16 protein-coding genes are annotated in these 16073 nt (G+C 38.5%); 9 read left to right on the plus strand and 7 right to left on the minus strand.

Annotated elements, in window-relative coordinates:
• Positions 1-11: 11 nt before the first annotated feature.
• Both genB and genR read right to left on the minus strand, forming a co-directional pair.
• Positions 12-1346: a PTS sugar transporter subunit IIC gene (gene genB, locus IGJ24_RS01290; protein ID WP_002355207.1), complete on the minus strand. Its 1335-nt coding sequence runs from the start codon at positions 1344-1346 to the stop codon at positions 12-14.
• Between the two features lie 173 nt (positions 1347-1519).
• Positions 1520-2281, minus strand: a complete 762-nt coding sequence (genR, locus tag IGJ24_RS01295) for a transcriptional regulator GenR (RefSeq protein ID WP_174090871.1) — start codon at positions 2279-2281, stop codon at positions 1520-1522.
• A gap of 198 nt (positions 2282-2479) precedes the next feature.
• On the opposite strand from genR, the gene IGJ24_RS01300 reads away from it, so the two are divergent.
• The 6 genes from IGJ24_RS01300 to IGJ24_RS01325 all read left to right on the plus strand — a co-directional run bounded on the left by IGJ24_RS01300 (position 2480) and on the right by IGJ24_RS01325 (position 9052).
• A complete protein-coding gene (locus IGJ24_RS01300; protein ID WP_002386047.1) occupies positions 2480-3070 on the plus strand; it encodes a dihydrofolate reductase family protein in 591 nt (196 codons plus the stop codon).
• Between the two features lie 131 nt (positions 3071-3201).
• Positions 3202-4569 (plus strand): TrkH family potassium uptake protein, encoded by a 1368-nt coding sequence (locus IGJ24_RS01305; RefSeq protein ID WP_428831518.1) that lies wholly within the window; start codon positions 3202-3204, stop codon positions 4567-4569.
• Positions 4570-4589: 20 nt separating this feature from the next.
• Complete coding sequence (locus IGJ24_RS01310) at positions 4590-5753, plus strand: cation:proton antiporter (protein ID WP_289865478.1); 1164 nt, start codon at positions 4590-4592, stop codon at positions 5751-5753.
• A 127-nt stretch (positions 5754-5880) separates the two neighbouring features.
• Positions 5881-6321 (plus strand): CopY/TcrY family copper transport repressor, encoded by a 441-nt coding sequence (locus tag IGJ24_RS01315; RefSeq protein ID WP_002358353.1) that lies wholly within the window; start codon positions 5881-5883, stop codon positions 6319-6321.
• Positions 6322-6337: 16 nt separating this feature from the next.
• On the plus strand, positions 6338-8824 hold the full coding sequence (locus IGJ24_RS01320; protein WP_289865479.1) for a heavy metal translocating P-type ATPase: 2487 nt from the start codon (positions 6338-6340) through the stop codon (positions 8822-8824).
• Between the two features lie 21 nt (positions 8825-8845).
• Positions 8846-9052 (plus strand): heavy-metal-associated domain-containing protein, encoded by a 207-nt coding sequence (locus IGJ24_RS01325; RefSeq protein WP_002355215.1) that lies wholly within the window; start codon positions 8846-8848, stop codon positions 9050-9052.
• Between the two features lie 44 nt (positions 9053-9096).
• On the opposite strand, the gene IGJ24_RS01330 is transcribed toward IGJ24_RS01325, so the two are convergent.
• Together IGJ24_RS01330 and IGJ24_RS01335 are read right to left on the minus strand one after the other, a co-directional pair.
• Entirely contained in the window at positions 9097-10467 is a 1371-nt protein-coding gene (locus IGJ24_RS01330) for a DUF5808 domain-containing protein (protein ID WP_002355216.1), read from the minus strand.
• Positions 10467-10856 (minus strand): GntR family transcriptional regulator, encoded by a 390-nt coding sequence (locus IGJ24_RS01335; protein WP_002358356.1) that lies wholly within the window; start codon positions 10854-10856, stop codon positions 10467-10469. The genes IGJ24_RS01330 and IGJ24_RS01335 overlap by 1 nt, the downstream gene beginning before the upstream one ends.
• 149 nt (positions 10857-11005) lie before the next feature.
• On the opposite strand from IGJ24_RS01335, the gene IGJ24_RS01340 reads away from it, so the two are divergent.
• Positions 11006-12334, plus strand: a complete 1329-nt coding sequence (locus IGJ24_RS01340) for an aminopeptidase C (protein ID WP_002358357.1) — start codon at positions 11006-11008, stop codon at positions 12332-12334.
• 43 nt (positions 12335-12377) lie between these two features.
• Here IGJ24_RS01340 and IGJ24_RS01345 read toward each other — a convergent pair whose 3' ends face one another.
• Both IGJ24_RS01345 and IGJ24_RS01350 read right to left on the minus strand, forming a co-directional pair.
• Positions 12378-12998, minus strand: coding sequence for a flavin reductase family protein (locus IGJ24_RS01345; protein WP_002361147.1), 621 nt, complete (start codon positions 12996-12998; stop codon positions 12378-12380).
• 21 nt (positions 12999-13019) lie between these two features.
• The gene (locus IGJ24_RS01350; protein WP_002355221.1) at positions 13020-13994 is read right to left on the minus strand and encodes a ring-cleaving dioxygenase; all 975 of its coding nucleotides are present in this window, start codon (positions 13992-13994) and stop codon (positions 13020-13022) included.
• 265 nt (positions 13995-14259) lie between these two features.
• Between IGJ24_RS01350 and IGJ24_RS01355 the strand changes: the two genes are divergently transcribed.
• Positions 14260-14616, plus strand: coding sequence for a DMT family transporter (locus tag IGJ24_RS01355; RefSeq protein WP_002386054.1), 357 nt, complete (start codon positions 14260-14262; stop codon positions 14614-14616).
• Positions 14613-14924 (plus strand): DMT family transporter, encoded by a 312-nt coding sequence (locus IGJ24_RS01360; RefSeq protein ID WP_002355223.1) that lies wholly within the window; start codon positions 14613-14615, stop codon positions 14922-14924. Before IGJ24_RS01355 ends, IGJ24_RS01360 begins: the two co-directional genes overlap by 4 nt.
• A gap of 95 nt (positions 14925-15019) precedes the next feature.
• Here IGJ24_RS01360 and IGJ24_RS01365 read toward each other — a convergent pair whose 3' ends face one another.
• Positions 15020-16066, minus strand: coding sequence for a chitinase (locus IGJ24_RS01365; protein WP_289865481.1), 1047 nt, complete (start codon positions 16064-16066; stop codon positions 15020-15022).
• Between the last annotated feature and the right edge of the window lie 7 nt (positions 16067-16073).

The following is a 16073-nucleotide window of genomic DNA, read 5'->3' on the forward strand; positions in this document are numbered from 1 at the left end:
TGTTCAAATTTTTATACGTTTTGTGCTTCGACTTTTTCAAGGGTTTCTTCAGTAATTGGTTGATTGGTTTCTTCTGCGTAATTAAGTGCATCCATTTTTTTAGCAAACGGTAAATAGATAAAGAAACTCATCGTCAGTACCACTACTTGAAGCAACGCGGCTTGCCAACCACCAACTAAAAGTCCAGAAATGATTGGAGGAGTAGTCCAGGGAACTTGTACCGCAGTAAAGAGAGGAACCAGTCCTGTGTACAAGGCAAAATATGTCACAACAGAAGAAACAATCGGTGTGATAATGAATGGCACAGCCATGATTGGGTTCATCACGATAGGTGTAGCAAAGACAATTGGCTCGTTAATATTGAAAACAGCTGGCCCAATTGAAAGCCGACCTAATTGCTTAAACTGAGCTGATTTGGCAAAGAAAACCATGAACACGACTAACCCGATTGTCATGCCCGCACCAGTGACCGTTAAAAATTGATCTAAAAATTGTTGTGTAACAATATGGCCACCATTAGCCAGTGTTAAGTCTTTTCCTGATTTCAAAATTTCGGTATTTTCTAAAGAGTTTGCTTGTAAAATAGGGCCCATGATACCGCCAACGATTGTTGACCCGTGAACACCGAAAAACCAAAAGAGGGGAATGACAAAACCTAATAGTAATGCGCCACCTAGTGAATCTGTGACTCCTTGAAGTGGTGATTGTAGCACTTCGTAAATAAAGTCAAAGAATGTCGTATTGAAGACTTTATCTAGAAGAATGAAAATTAGCATTGCACCAGTTACAATGACGCTGGCAGGAATTAACGCAGTAAAGGAATTGGCCACATTTTCTGGTACAGCTTCTGGTAATTTGATACGAATATCATGACGTAAAAACCAACTATATACAACGCCGACTAACAAACCAACAATAATAGCTGTAATCATCCCTTTGCCAGCTGTCCAATCTTTGTTGATGACATTGCCAACTACTGCGCCAGAAACCGCATCTTTGACTTCAGATGACATAAACAAAATGAAAACCACCATGGCAATCATGCCCGCTGGGAGGCCTTCAAATCCCTCGCTTTTTACATATGAGTAGGCAATACCGATGACCGCAAATAACGACATAATCGCAAAAGATGCCCCATATGCTTGATTGAAATAAACAGCCAGGCCACTTGCGTTAACCCATTCAGAAATAGCTGTAACTGGGAAATTCGCTAATAGAAGAAACACGGAACCAACAATGGTAAAAGGCATCGTGTAAAGCATCCCGTTCCGTAAGGCAGTAATTGCTTTGGTATTGACGAATTTTAGTACTGGAGGTAATAATTTCTCGTTAATCCATTCGTTCATAAAAATCTCTCCTTTGAAGAATAATATAAATGCAAATGTATCCGTTTACATATTTACTATATAAGGTTATTTGAAGAAAAAATAGACTTTTGCTTGAATGAGAAACATGTACCAAGAAAAAAAACAAAAAAGCTCATGCTGTTTTAGACAGCATGAGCTTTTGTGAAAAACAACTAGGAAGGTGTTTCATCTAGTTCCTTTAAAAGTTGACTTGCTTGATGAGCTAGGAGTTCAATTAAAGCAATGACAGGGATTTGAGTGGTTGTATTGACTGATTTATCTGCAAATGGAGAACGTTCGTCGGGCATATAATAGGAGATGTTGTAGTCAGCCAAGCGGGCAATAGTTGAATGTTGATTGTTGGTAATGCTTAGCACTTTGGCACCAGCTGTTTTAAAATCGGTCATTTGTTTAATAATTTCATTGGTTTCCCCAGATACAGACAGAATCAAGGCTAATGTATTTTCAAATCCGCGCTTGGGGATAGGCGTAAAGGGATCAGCAATACTGTAAGAATTGATATTTAAGTTGGCAAAATAACGACTGCCATAACTACCTAAAATTCCGCTAGTACCAATGCCAGTAAAGGCAACGTGACGTGCTTGAACAATCATTTGAATTGCTGGACGAAGCATTTCGTAATAGGTTTCTTGGTTTAATTTTTTCAAAAAAGCATCGACGTGAACTGTGGCATCATAAAAATTTTCAAACGTTTGTGTTTGTTTGGCTTCTTCTTTCACTGCATATTTTAATTCGGAAAAACCAGCATAGCCCATTTTGTTACAAAATCGTAGAATCGTTGAGGTGGAGACATGACAGGAAGTAGCCAGTTGGCGAATGGTCTGTTGAGGGATTTGGTGCAGGTGTTCCAATACATAATGGTAAACGAGCATTTCTAATTCATTCAAGGTCTGAACCTTCTCTAAATCAAACAAAGTAATCCTCCTTTATATAAAAACTGAATATGTTATTTTTTTGTGTAAATCAAATAAACCAATTCTTATTTTTCTTGAAAAAAATGTAAAATAACTCAATAAAAAGTTTCTTATTTCCTATTTTACAAAAAGTAGCCCAATTATCCTAGTTTTTCTCTTTTTTCTTTTAAAAATAACAATGCGCACCCCTAGAGTTTTTTGAGAAAACAAGCTAAAATAGATAAGAAGAGAAAAGGAGGCGTTGATGTGGCACGGGAAGTAATTTTATTTATTGCAGCGAGTATTGATGGTTTCATTGCGGACAAAGCGGGCGGTGTTGCTTGGTTAGAAGAGAATATTCGTGGCGATGAAGAAGATCGTAGTTACGATGAAATGTATGAAAAAATAGACACTGTGGTAATGGGGCGGACTACTTATGATCAAGTTACACAAGAATTGTCCCCAGATGTGTATTTTTATGAAGACAAGCATTCTTATATCATTACCTCTCATCCAGAACCATCAACTGCTTCAAGAACTTTTACCAAGGAAGATCCAGTCACATTAATTCGTCGTCTCAAAGAAGAAGACGGCGCGGGAATTTGGATTGTTGGAGGCCCAAAAGTGGTTCAACCGCTTTTGGCAGCTGATTTAATTGATACCTTCATTTTGACGACAATACCACTGTTTCTGGGTGAGGGCATTGCTCTATACGAGACAATGGCTCAATCAATCCCAGTTCGTTTAAAACAGGTTTATCAAAAAAATGAGTTGGTTTATTCGATTTATCAACGTGAAAACAAAAATTAAAAAATAATTATTCGGTTGGGCAAGTTGCTTTCAAGGTTTTGAGTTTCTCATAGGGCGAGAGGAACAAAGCAACAGTTGTCTAGCCGTTTGTGTTGTTTTTGATTGACAAAGAAATGGTAGAGGAGAAAAAAATGAAACATCAGATCAAAAGAAGGTTGTATATTTCACCTGTTCAAACAATTGTCTTAGGCTTTTTTCTATTAATTGTTGTAGGCACAATCTTATTAATGATGCCTTTTTCTGCACAAGCTGGACAAAAAACGCAATGGATTGATGCTTTTTTCGTGGCAACTTCCGCCGTCTGTGTTACAGGGCTTTCGCCTTTGAATACGGCGGAACATTGGAGTTCTATCGGGCAAGTTATTATTATGATTTTGATTGAATTAGGCGGCTTAGGCTTTTTAACCGTTGCCACGATTTTCTTTAGTTTGCTGCGGAAAAAAGCGTCACTAAGTGTACGGATGTTGTATCAAGAAGCGTTAAATGTTAGTGAAGTTTCCGGAGTTTTTCGTTTAATGAAATATATTATGAAGTTTGCGGCCATTATTCAATTACTTGGAGCCTTCTTGTTGTCCTTTCAATTTGTGCCAACATTTGGGTGGAAAAAAGGGATGTTTTTTAGTCTCTTCCATGCCGTTTCGGCATTTTGTAATGCTGGCTTTGATTTGCTAGGGGATAGTATGGTTCCTTATCAAAATTCGCCTTATCTTTTACTAGTCATTAGCTTTTTAATTATAGCTGGCGGCTTAGGATTTATTGTGTGGCGCGATATTTTTGCAATGATTAAAGGCTATAAAAATAAAATTAAGCACCGTGTTAGTATTCATACACGCCTTGCTTTAACGGTGACTGCCACTTTTTTAATATTAGGGACCGTTATTTTTTACATTTCAGAATATCGCCATTTTCCAGCTGACATGTCTTTTTGGCAGCGTCTTGTCAACAGTTGGTTCTTGTCGGTTACACCAAGAACGGCTGGCTTTTATTCGGTTGATTATTTGAAAATGAGTAATCCAGGCCTGATTGTCACGATTTTGTGGATGTTTATTGGTGGCACTTCAGGATCAACCGCTGGCGGCTTGAAAACCACTACGTTTGGTGTGTTATTTTTACAATTTCGTGCAATTTTTAAAGGGAAACAGCGAGTGGAATTCCATGAACGCACAATTCCTGAGCGAGTAGTGCTCCAAGCATTTACTTTGTTCTTCTTGGCAACTTTTTTATGTGTAACTGCTTCAGTTATTCTCTCGTTTACAGAAACATTACCTTTAAAAAACGGGATTGAGTATATCGTTTTTGAAGTGATTTCTGCATTTGGAACGGTCGGTTTAACAATGGGGTTAACACCAGATTTAACTGTTTTTGGTAAACTGGTGATTATTTTTCTAATGTTCGTCGGTCGTGTGGGTGTGTACACGGTGTTATTGTCATTAATTAAGAAAGGCTTGGAAAGTCAGTCGAAAGTTCAATATCCAAAAGAATCAGTGATGATTGGTTAATAGAGAAAGAGGGAAATAGAATGGAATTTTTAGGTATTTTATGTTTGATTTTAATTACAACGACTTTAGCAGGTGTTGCTTGTAAAAGAGTAGGAATTCCTGCAGTAATTGGGCAATTGCTAGTAGGGATTGTGTTAGGTCCAGCGATGTTAAATATTGTGCATCAAGATGTGTTTGTGCATGACTTTTCAGAAATTGGTGTCATTATGCTGATGTTTATTGCTGGAATGGAATGTGAATTGGAATTATTGAAAAAATATGCGAAACCTAGTGTCATGGTCGCTATTTTGGGCGTCGTTTTACCGGTTGGTTTTACTATGTTGATTGGTCAGCTGTTTGCTTTTTCTTGGAAAGAAGCTTTTTTCCTTGGGTTAGTTTTAGCAGCAACGTCGGTCAGCATTTCAGTAGAAGTATTAAGAGAGTTGAATGTTTTAAGTAGTAAAGAAGGTGCAACGATTCTTGGGGCTTCTGTCGTTGACGATATCGTGGTCGTGATTATTTTAAGTGTTGCTGTCGGCATGATTGGTGCAAGTACAGGCGGCAATACAGAAGTCAGCTTTATTGTTAAGTTAATTGAACAAGGCTTATTCTTTATTGGGATTTTCTTTTTGGTCCGCTTTATTGCTCCCTATTTACTACGTTTAAGTCAAAAAATGAACATTGGGTCGTCTGTTATTATCATGTCATTGATTATCTGTTTGGGCATGGCTTATTTGGCTGATTTAGTTGGTTTAAGTTCTGTCGTGGGTGCCTTTTTTGCAGGGATTGCTGTGGGACAAACGGATGCAAAAACAGAAATTGATTTCAATATTGAAGCTATTGGCTATGCCGTGTTTATTCCCGTCTTCTTTGCCAGCATTGGCTTATCAGTGACATTTAACACGTTAGGAAAAGATTTACCTTTTATTTTGGTAATGACGATTATGGCGATTTTAACGAAATTACTGGGCGGTGCCTGGGGAGCGAAAATGGTTGGTTTCTCCAATACAAGTTCTTTAATGGTCGGTGCTGGGATGGTTTCGCGTGGGGAAATGGCATTAATCATTGCGCAAATTGGCTACCAATCTAAATTACTTTCAGAAGCGTATTATACGAGCATGATTGTGGTAATTATCTTAACGACCTTAGTTGCACCGTTCTTATTGAAATACTTTGTTAAAAAACAAGAATCTGCGTTGCAATAAAAAAGATGAGCAGAAGTTGTTGACAAAAAAATAAAATAGCTATATGATGAGTTCAAGATAAACGACTACGTTTGTAGTCGATAACCTTGAACTCTTTTTTTATTGATGAAGGAGGAATTTAACGAGTATGGCAAAAGATAAATTAGCGACAATTACTGATGCAGAGTGGGAAGTCATGCGGGTTATTTGGACTCAAGGCAAGACCACGAGTCGTGAAGTGCATACACTTTTAAATGAGAAGAAAGAATGGAAATCAACGACCGTCAAGACGTTACTAAGTCGTTTAACAGATAAAGGGTTAGTTGGAACGGAGAAAGCAGGCAATAAATATATTTATTATCCGCTAGTAGAAGAACGTCGGAGCGTTGAAACGGTGGCAGACGAACTTTTAGCCAAGGTGTGCAGCCGTAAAGTTGGTTCCGTGGTAGAAACAATTTTAACAGAGAGTCAGTTGAGTTATGACGATTTGGATCGATTAGAGGAACTCTTGAAAGAGAAGCGCAAGACGGCGGTTGAATCCGTCCCTTGCAACTGTATTCCTGGTCAATGCCAATGTCATTTAATTTAAAAAAGGAGTGAAAAAAATGGAAAGTAAAACGTTTGATATTGAAGGGATGAGCTGTGCTTCCTGTGCCCAAACGATTGAAAAGGCTACGGCGAAGTTACCTGGGATGGCAAAGGCAAGTGTCAATTTAGCTACGGAAAAATTAAGTGTCACGTATGATCAGACGGAAGTCACAGAAGAAGAAATTAAGGAAGCTGTGTCAGATGCTGGTTACAAGGCGATTAGCCCAGCCCAGCAACGAACGTTTGCGATTGAAGGAATGAGTTGTGCTTCCTGTGCCCAAACGATTGAAAAAGCTGTGAACCAATTATCTGGTGTTCAACAAGCGATTGTTAATTTAGCCACGGAAAAACTGGTGGTTAGTTATGACGACCATCAAGTAACGAGTGCTGAAATTATCAAAGCAGTTACGGATGCAGGTTATCAGGCGACAGAAGAAGTCGCTGCCGGTGCAACAGCGGACCAAGATCGTGAAAAGAAACAAAAACATATTGCTGAGATGTGGCAACGTTTTTGGATCTCAGCGGTGTTTACAGTGCCCCTTCTTTATATTGCGATGGGACATATGGTAGGCTTACCATTGCCGGCTTTTTTGAATCCAATGACACATGCGACGACCTTTGCAATGGTTCAATTGATTTTGACGTTACCCGTTCTATATGTCGGCAGAGAATTTTTCACAGTTGGTTTTAAAGCATTATTTAAAGGGCATCCGAATATGTTTTCTTTGGTAGCTTTAGGAACCAGTGCTGCTTTTGTGTATAGTTTATATGGCACAGTCATGATATTTTTAGGAGACACAAGTTTTACAATGGCTCTTTATTATGAATCAGCGGGTGTTATTTTAACTTTAATTACATTAGGAAAATATTTCGAAGCTGTTTCAAAAGGGAAAACCTCAGATGCGATAAAAAAATTAATGGGTTTGGCGCCGAAAACTGCTCATATTTTACGTGGTGGCGCAGAAATTGAAGTGCCAGTTGATGCTGTTCAGTTGGATGACATTGTGATTGTTCGCCCAGGAGATAAAATCCCTGTTGATGGAGTGATTGTTTCAGGCAGTAGTTCTGTGGATGAAGCCATGTTAACGGGCGAAAGTTTGCCTGTTGAAAAGAAAGTCGGTGATGCAGTAATTGGTGCTAGCATCAATAAAAATGGCAGCTTTCAATTCAAGGCGACAAAAGTGGGAAAAGAGACGGCCCTTGCCCAAATCATTCAATTAGTGGAAGATGCGCAAGGCTCAAAAGCGCCGATTGCACAATTAGCTGATAAAATTTCGGGTGTTTTTGTCCCAATCGTTATTGGTTTGGCTATTCTTTCTGGCTTGGCTTGGTTCTTTTTAGGACAAGAGTCATGGATTTTCGCTTTGACAATTACCATTTCTGTGTTAGTGATTGCTTGTCCTTGTGCGCTCGGCTTGGCAACGCCGACTGCGATTATGGTGGGAACAGGTAAGGGCGCTGAAAATGGCGTTTTAATTAAAAGTGGGGATGCTTTAGAAACCACTCACAAAATTCAAACAATCGTGTTTGATAAAACAGGAACTATTACAGAAGGCAAACCGGTGGTTACAGATATTTTAGTTGCTGATTCAGCACTTTCAGAAGCTGAGTTACTAACATTAGCAGCTTCTGCAGAACAAGGATCAGAACATCCTCTAGGTGAAGCAATTGTGGGGGCGGCTAAAGAACGTCAATTGCCATTAGCAGAAGGAAGCGATTTTTCAGCGATTCCAGGTCACGGCATCCGTGTGACAGTCAACGAACGAGTCCTACTTTTGGGCAATATAAAATTAATGAAAGAAGAGGCCATCGAGCTATCAACGTTTGTTCAACAAGCGGATCGTTTGGCAGAAGAAGGGAAAACCCCAATGTTTGTGGCAAAAGATGGTTCGTTTGCGGGTATCATTGCGGTAGCAGATACTGTGAAGGATAGCAGTCAAACAGCCATTGCACGTTTGCATAAAATGGGGATCGAAGCCGTGATGATTACGGGAGACAACAAGCGTACTGCAGAGGCGATTGCGAAACAAGTAGGTATCGATCGTGTCTTAAGTGAAGTTTTACCAGAAGATAAAGCGTTAGAAGTGAAAAAACTACAAGCAGAAGGCAAAAAAGTTGCGATGGTGGGTGACGGGATTAATGATGCACCAGCACTTGCCCAAGCAGATGTGGGGATTGCTATTGGTTCAGGCACAGATGTTGCAATGGAATCGGCCGATATTGTGCTAATGCGTAGTGATTTAATGGATGTGCCTACAGCAGTTGAATTAAGTAAAGCGACCATCAAAAACATCAAAGAAAATCTTTTCTGGGCATTTGCCTATAATACATTAGGTATTCCAGTGGCTATGGGTGTGTTACACTTATTTGGTGGACCTTTGTTAAGTCCGATGATTGCAGCAGCAGCTATGAGTTTTAGTTCAGTCTCTGTCTTACTAAACGCCTTACGATTGAAAGGATTTAAACCTTCGACGGTGAAAAAAACTAGTGGAAGTCAAAAATAAAATTGAAAAGGATGAAGTGAAATGGAAAAAACAGTAAAAATTGATGGGATGAAATGTGATGGCTGTGTTCAAGCGGTCACTGAAAAATTTAGTGGAATTGACGGCGTAACGAATGTTGCGGTTCACTTGGCAGATCAAACAGCCGTTGTGACAGCAGATCGTGAAGTAAGCCAGGATGAACTGAATACCACGTTGGCAGATACAAAATTTAAGGTTGTCAGCGAATAACAAAAAAACAGGGCCTACCATCATGAGTAGGCCCTGGTTTTTTGTTATGGAAGCTTTGCTTTGATTTCCTGATAAATCTTAGTCGTTTCTTGACCCTCACGCGCAGTATAATAATAAACTTTTTCCCGCGTTTCTATTTTCAGAATCGGATGACTTTTTGTATAAATTAGTAAATAAGCAGGTTTTCCAGCGACTTTAAATTCTCCTGTTAAGTAACTATCTGTCGCAGCACCCATTGTGCGGATGCGTTCTTGAGGTAAGTCATCAATCAAAGAAACAGCAGTGATTTGGTTAAAAGGAATTGACCTTGTTTTTGCTAATGGGGCAGATAACTCAATTTGTTTATTTTCAATAGTTGCTTGAAAGGCATGACTAGAAAAATCATTTATAAACATCGGCACTGTGGCAAAGAACAGCACCGCAATCGTTAAAATGCCAGTAGCGGCTAGAATAATTTTCCCAGCAGGCCGTCCTAGGTTAATAGATAAATTCATACCAATGCGATCAGGAACCATGATTTTGGGGTCCTTTGGATTGATATAAATCCCATACCGCCAATATTGATCATCATCCCCATAGCGATAATCGCCAGCCTGTAAAACGAATTGATCTTGTTTTTTGCGCATTGAAAATAGGTAGTAGAAGAGAAAGCCTACATAAACAAACAAAAGAATAAAATAACAAAAAGTAAGAGCCATCGCAACCGTATAATCAATTACAATTGTGAAAGTTGGTAAAATGGTTAGCGGTGCAAAAACTAAGGCTGATAAAACCATTAAAACAGACCAATGATGACGAAATAAATCATTGATTTGCTGATTAATTTTTGAGTCACTAGTTAGCGGTTTGACAGGTAAGCGCGCAATAAAATAATAGCCGCCAATGAACAAACTTAACATCAAAACAGTAATTAAGAAAAGAATCCAGGAACCAATCGCCGTTTGCAAGGAATAAAAGCCCCCAGCAAAAGTAAGAATAATTGCAGGTAAAAACCACCAAAATGAAATAAGTTTCTGGTTTTTATTTAAAACTAATTGCGTATCGATTAAGAGAGGACGCTTAGGTAGCAACCAGCCGTTTTGCATTTTTAAAGCGGCCATTTTGCGAATATAAACGATTTGCAGATAGTAGCCACTGCCAATAAAACTAAATAAAAGTAACAGAAAAAGGAACAATAAAATCGAATCATAAGGAATAAATAACAAAGGCAAACTAAGAACACTAAAAACGGCTGCTAGTTGAACCAAGCGTTTTTTATAACGTTTCCGGATTGCTTGAACGCTGGGATCTTGTAGTTTATCTTCTGGTAAAGTGTTTTCCAAAATAATATTTTTGTGAGGATTTGCATAAATCCCCATAGTAAATGCCATAAAAAAAGCGACAGAAACTAGGATGAAATAAAAGAATACCGCCATTATAATGCACGCCCTTTCGAATCAAAATTTTGATAAATTTTCTGAATAAGTGCTTGGATTTCTGCTTCGGATTGCTGATGTAAAAAACTTTCAGCCAACAGAAGTTCTAAACGCTCATGCAATTGCTGTTGCCAAACAGCGGTAGCAGGTAACTTTGCGGCAATTTTGGTGCCGTTACGACGATCAGTCACAATATAACCTGATTGCTTTAACTTATTATAAGCTTTTGAAACAGTCATCATATTGACCCCGATTTCGTCCGCCAATTGTCGGATAGAAGGCAAACTTTCATTGGGAACCAGTTCACCTTTGGCAATGCCTACAATGATTTGATCAATGAGTTGCTGATAGATGGGCTGTTCGCTTTGTTCATCTATTTCTAAAAGCATCGAATCACTCCTGTCTTATTTGTGCTATCTGTATTATATATACTAATACAAAAAGAGTTGGAAAGCAAGGAATTTAGAGTAAATGGTTGTTTCTGTTTAAAGAGAAGCATATAATGAAGAAGAACGTAAAATGAAAGGACGATGAAAATATGACAGCAATTGAACCAAAATTAACAGAGAAATTCCATCAAGATTTCTTGAACAATAATAAACAAAATGCCTTACAACGTAGTGTAGTAAAAAATGGTATCAGCGCTTCAGGTGAATCTGTACAAGGAGCCGTGAATAACGTACCCGTCTTTTCAGTCGACTTAGCTACTGGAAAAGTGGCCAATCAAAAACAAAGCGGTCGCTGCTGGATGTTTGCGGCATTAAATACATTTAGACATAGAATGTTAAATGCGTTTCAATTAAAAGATTTTGAATTATCACAAAACTATACATTTTTCTGGGATAAATATGAAAAATCAAATTATTTCTATGAAAATATTATTGCAACAGCCGATCAACCGTTGACTAGTCGTAAAGTGGCCTTTTTATTAGCGACACCACAACAAGATGGTGGGCAATGGGATATGATCGTTTCAATTTTTGATAAATATGGCGTAGTGCCTAAAACGGCAATGCCTGAAAGCAGCAACAGTTCCAATTCACGTGATTTAAACAACTATTTAAATAAAAAATTACGCAAAGATGCAACAATTTTACGTAGTTTAATTGAAAAAGGCGCTTCTGCTGAAGAAGTCCAAAAAAACAAAGAAGCAATGTTACAAGAAATTTATAATTTCTTAGCAATCTCTTTAGGAACACCGCCAGAAACCTTTGATTTTGAATACCGTGACGAAGAAAAAAATTATCATTTGGATCAAAATCTAACACCGCAAACATTCTTTGAAAAATACGTTGGCGTTAATTTACATGATTATGTAAGTATTATTAATGCTCCTACAGAAGATAAACCCTTCAACAAAACATACACTGTTGAAATGTTAGGGAATGTTGTCGGCGGCAAAGAAGTTAAATATTTAAATGTAGAAATGGCTGCTTTCAAAAAATTAGCTGCTGCACAATTGGAACAAGGCGAATCTGTTTGGTTTGGTTGTGATGTCGGACAATCTTCAACACGTGACACAGGAATTATGGCATTAGACGTTTACGATATGAACGATCTTTTTGATATTGATTTTACGATGACTAAAGCAGAACGTTTAGACTTTGGTGAAAGCTTAATGACACACGCCATGGTTTTAACAGGTGTTGATATCGTTGATGGTCAAACAACAAAATGGAAAGTGGAAAATAGCTGGGGCGAAAAAGTCGGTGAAAATGGCTTCTTCGTTATGAGCGATGCGTGGATGGACGAATACACTTATCAAATCGTTGTGCACAAAGATTTATTAACTGATGAACAGAAAAAAGCTTGGGAACAAGCGCCAACTGTTTTGGCACCTTGGGATCCAATGGGAGCATTAGCATAAAACAGAAAAAGAAGGCCCTCGCCGTCATGGCGGGGCCTTCTTTTTACGTTGGGCGGCGAACTTCACGGATTTCGCCCAATGTTGTATAATCATTGCCTGCTAAACGAGCAATCGGTTGGAGTTTTTCAGGTAAAATGTACTGATGTTCTTCATCGAAAACGGCTGAATCAAAATAGAAATCGGTAATTTCTACAATGAATAAATCCGTAATAATTTGACCTTCATGGTTAGCAATAGGTACATATTGATGTAAGCGAGCTTCCATCCGAATCGGCGCGGCTTTGATTGCTGGAACAGCAACAGTCTGGCTGGCAATGGTTTCAATACCAAATGTGTCAATTTCACTGATCTCTGCTGCTAAAGGTGCCGAAGTCTGATTCATTTGAGTAAGAACGTCTTCGTTAACGAAATGGATGACAAGTTCTTTAGTAGCCAAGATATTTCGTGCCGTATCTTTAGGCGCTTTGTCTGGTCGTAAAATGGACAACGTTGCTAAAGGAATTTCAGCTGCCGCCGCATTAAAGAAACTAAAGGGAGCAGCGTTGACGACACCTGTAGCTGTATCTTGTGTTGTAACCCAAGCGATTGGCCGAGGAATAATACTTCCTGATAAAAATTTATACGCTGTTTTTGCAGATAACTCGTTACTATTGTAATGAATCATAGGAGCCTCCTAGAAAAAATACTAATTTCTTTGAACATTCGCATCTGAAGTATCGAAAGGACGCACAAATTCTTCAATCCCTGCCCGTTTTGGTTCTAAAAATGGCGGTAATGATAATTTTTCGCCAGCGTGTTCATAGGTTTCATCCTCTAAAAATCCAGGACCATCGGTTGCCAGTTCAAATAAAACATGTGTTGCTGCCAAGAAATATTCAGATTTAAAGTAAAAACGTTCCACAAAGCCAGAATTAGGAAATTCCAAACGATTAATTTTTTCAATCCAGAAACGAAGTGCTTCCTCATCGGCAACGCGCAAGGCTAAGTGATGGACATTGCCGTAGCCTTCTTGAGCCGCTGGCAAATCTTCCCGATGCTCTACGATGATGCTGGCACCATTCCCACCTTCGCCAACTTCAAATAAATGGAAACTACCTTCAGCATCAATCAATTTGAACCCTAAAACTTCAGTTAAAACTAGTTGCAGATGTTCGTAATTTTCGACAGTTACAAAGGCTGGTCCTAAGCCGATTAAAGCATGTTCACTAGGGACGTTAGATTTTTTCCAAGGCGTGCCGGCTGCAACACCTTGGTTCTTTTCATCAGAAATAAGTTGGTAACGTTGATTGTCAAAGTCTTCAAATTCTAAATACTTTTTACCAAAACGTTCTTGAATTTCTCCATGATCAATTGCATATTCATTAAAGCGTGATACCCAGTAATCCAAAGCAGCATCATCTTTTACACGAAAGGAAGTACGAGAAATTGTATTGGTTCCTTTGGTTCCTTTAGGTAAGCCTGGGAAGTCAAAGAAAGTCATATCTGTTCCGGGAGAGCCGGCATCATCAGCAAAAAATAAATGATATGTTTCAATATCGTCTTGGTTAACAGTCTTTTTAATTAAACGTAGACCTAAAATATCGGTGAAAAAGTGATAAATTTTTTCAGCACTTGAAGTCATGGCAGTGACGTGGTGTAAACCTAAAATTTGTGTATTCATAATAAAAATCCTCCTAAAAGAAAAATAATTTTTTAACTAATTAACTTACTAAAAGTAAGTTTAAATGATTAGTCCTAAAAATGCAAAAGAAATGTCTCGAATTCGAACTATTGTTTTTTAGTTGATTTTTTAAAAAAATAAGAATATAATGACCTGAGATATTTTAATACATAAACTTTCGTAAACATCGCCGGATGCTTGCGACTAAAGTGTTAATGAACAGTTCTTAGGCCATAGCTGAACTGTTTGTTGGCACTTTTTTTGTTTGGAAGGGAAGGAAAACAAGATGAGTAAAGCTTGGTTAAAAGTTATTTTTGGCGCTTTTTGTGAAGTGATTTGGGTCATTGGCATGAAGCATAGCACAACATGGTGGGAGATTTTAGGGACAGTAATCGCAATCTTTATCAGTTTTTATGCGCTGATTAAAGCAGGAGAGGAATTGCCAGTCGGCACAGCCTATGCTGTATTTGTCGGCTTAGGTAGTGCTGGAACTATTGTAACAGATCATTTTTTATTCCACACACCATTGGGCATAGGAAAAGTTCTTTTTCTGTTGCTGTTATTAATAGGTGTAATTGGCTTAAAAATGGTAACTGGAAATAAAGAGGAGGAAACAAGATGAGTTGGTTATACTTAGTTATTGCAGGCTGTTTTGAAATCTTTGGCGTAGGTTCAATTAAATTATTTACAACAAAAAAAGACTTACGTTCATTGTTAATTTTAATTCTAGCGTTTAGTGGTAGTTTCTTATTTTTATATTTAGGGATGAGACAATTACCGATGGGCGTTTCTTATGCAGTTTGGACAGGAATTGGTACAGCAGGAGGCGCTATTTTAGGAATGCTCTTAGGTGAATCAAAAGACCTACGACGGATATTTTTTATTTTTTTAATCATTGTTTCTGTGATTGGTTTAAAATTAATTGGTTAGACGGCGAGAGAACATTGTTTGGATTATTGAAAGACAGGTGAGTAAAATTTAAAAAGAGACAGAACCAAATGCGGTGTTCTGTCTCAAAATAGCTTTTATTTTACAAGGTTACTATAACGTGTCGCAAATTCATTGTTGTAGGACTTGCCGTTGACATCTTGACCAACGTCCCAATTTGCAGACCAAGTCATTAAGCCACGGATAGGATTACCGTCTTTTGCTAACTGATCAAAAGTTTTGGCTACAGGGGTAGCCTCAACGACATAGCCGCTACCAGCAGCATCCCGATTTGCTGGTAAACCAAGGACTAATTTATCGTTTGGTATCTGTAGATAGCCGCGCGTGCCATGGATTAATGAATCAGACATATAATAGAGGAACTCGTATTTTAGAGCATCGTTGCTTTGAGCAACCCAAGTCATAATTTCATCAACCCAGACACCGTCGCCGCCTTGGTTATATAATTGTGGGGCAATGTAATCATAATAACCATTTAGGGAAGTAATGTATGTTTCATAAGCGGCACCAGGTTTTAAATAAGGGAATTCTGGTGCCATCGTAATGATGAAATTTTTTCCTTGTGCTCGATAATGGTCTTTGACTATTTTCAACGCAGCAGGGATGACGGTTTGGTTGTCGCCAGCAGTAATCGCCAATTGCTCTAAGTCAATGTCTAAACCATCAAAGCCGTATGTTTCCACTTGACGAATGATTTCATTCGCAAAGGCTTGTTCATCGCCTTTGACTAATTGGATATGTGCATCTGCTCCACCAAGTGCCAATAAAACTGCGCGACCTTGACTATTTAATTGTGCGACTTCTTGTCGGAAGGCAGTGTCCGTTTGGTTATAAGGCTTGAACGTAGGAATCCGTGTCAGACCATCGCTTTTCATGAAGGAAACCGGGACGACATTGTAGGCTTGATTTACTTCTGAAAGGTTCAGTGATGCTGATGTTCCTTGTTTGTAACCATCGCGTCCTTTTGAGGCCCAGTTATGCCAATATCCAACCAACACTTTTTTGCCAGAGATATCTACCATCGTATCCGCAGCATCTGCAGAAGCTTGAGTAGGCGTTAACCACAAGCCAACTGTAACGGTTGAAAGAAGGAGAAAAGCAGGAATTATTTTTTTTAACTTCATTTTTTGA

This window comes from Enterococcus sp. DIV0546, assembly GCF_051712785.1.
GTDB classification, from domain to species: Bacteria; Bacillota; Bacilli; order Lactobacillales; family Enterococcaceae; genus Enterococcus; species Enterococcus faecalis.

Excerpts from the sequence above, each read along its gene's own strand:
- genB (WP_002355207.1), bottom strand. The coding sequence starts at position 1,346 with ATGAACGAATGGATTAACGAGAAATTATTACCTCCAGTACTAAAATTC.
- IGJ24_RS01305 (WP_428831518.1), top strand. The coding sequence starts at position 3,202 with ATGAAACATCAGATCAAAAGAAGGTTGTATATTTCACCTGTTCAAACA.
- IGJ24_RS01310 (WP_289865478.1), top strand. The coding sequence starts at position 4,590 with ATGGAATTTTTAGGTATTTTATGTTTGATTTTAATTACAACGACTTTA.
- IGJ24_RS01315 (WP_002358353.1), top strand. The coding sequence starts at position 5,881 with ATGGCAAAAGATAAATTAGCGACAATTACTGATGCAGAGTGGGAAGTC.
- IGJ24_RS01320 (WP_289865479.1), top strand. The coding sequence starts at position 6,338 with ATGGAAAGTAAAACGTTTGATATTGAAGGGATGAGCTGTGCTTCCTGT.
- IGJ24_RS01325 (WP_002355215.1), top strand. The coding sequence starts at position 8,846 with ATGGAAAAAACAGTAAAAATTGATGGGATGAAATGTGATGGCTGTGTT.
- IGJ24_RS01330 (WP_002355216.1), bottom strand. The coding sequence starts at position 10,467 with ATGGCGGTATTCTTTTATTTCATCCTAGTTTCTGTCGCTTTTTTTATG.
- IGJ24_RS01335 (WP_002358356.1), bottom strand. The coding sequence starts at position 10,856 with ATGCTTTTAGAAATAGATGAACAAAGCGAACAGCCCATCTATCAGCAA.
- IGJ24_RS01340 (WP_002358357.1), top strand. The coding sequence starts at position 11,006 with ATGACAGCAATTGAACCAAAATTAACAGAGAAATTCCATCAAGATTTC.
- IGJ24_RS01345 (WP_002361147.1), bottom strand. The coding sequence starts at position 12,998 with ATGATTCATTACAATAGTAACGAGTTATCTGCAAAAACAGCGTATAAA.
- IGJ24_RS01350 (WP_002355221.1), bottom strand. The coding sequence starts at position 13,994 with ATGAATACACAAATTTTAGGTTTACACCACGTCACTGCCATGACTTCA.
- IGJ24_RS01360 (WP_002355223.1), top strand. The coding sequence starts at position 14,613 with ATGAGTTGGTTATACTTAGTTATTGCAGGCTGTTTTGAAATCTTTGGC.
- IGJ24_RS01365 (WP_289865481.1), bottom strand. The coding sequence starts at position 16,066 with ATGAAGTTAAAAAAAATAATTCCTGCTTTTCTCCTTCTTTCAACCGTT.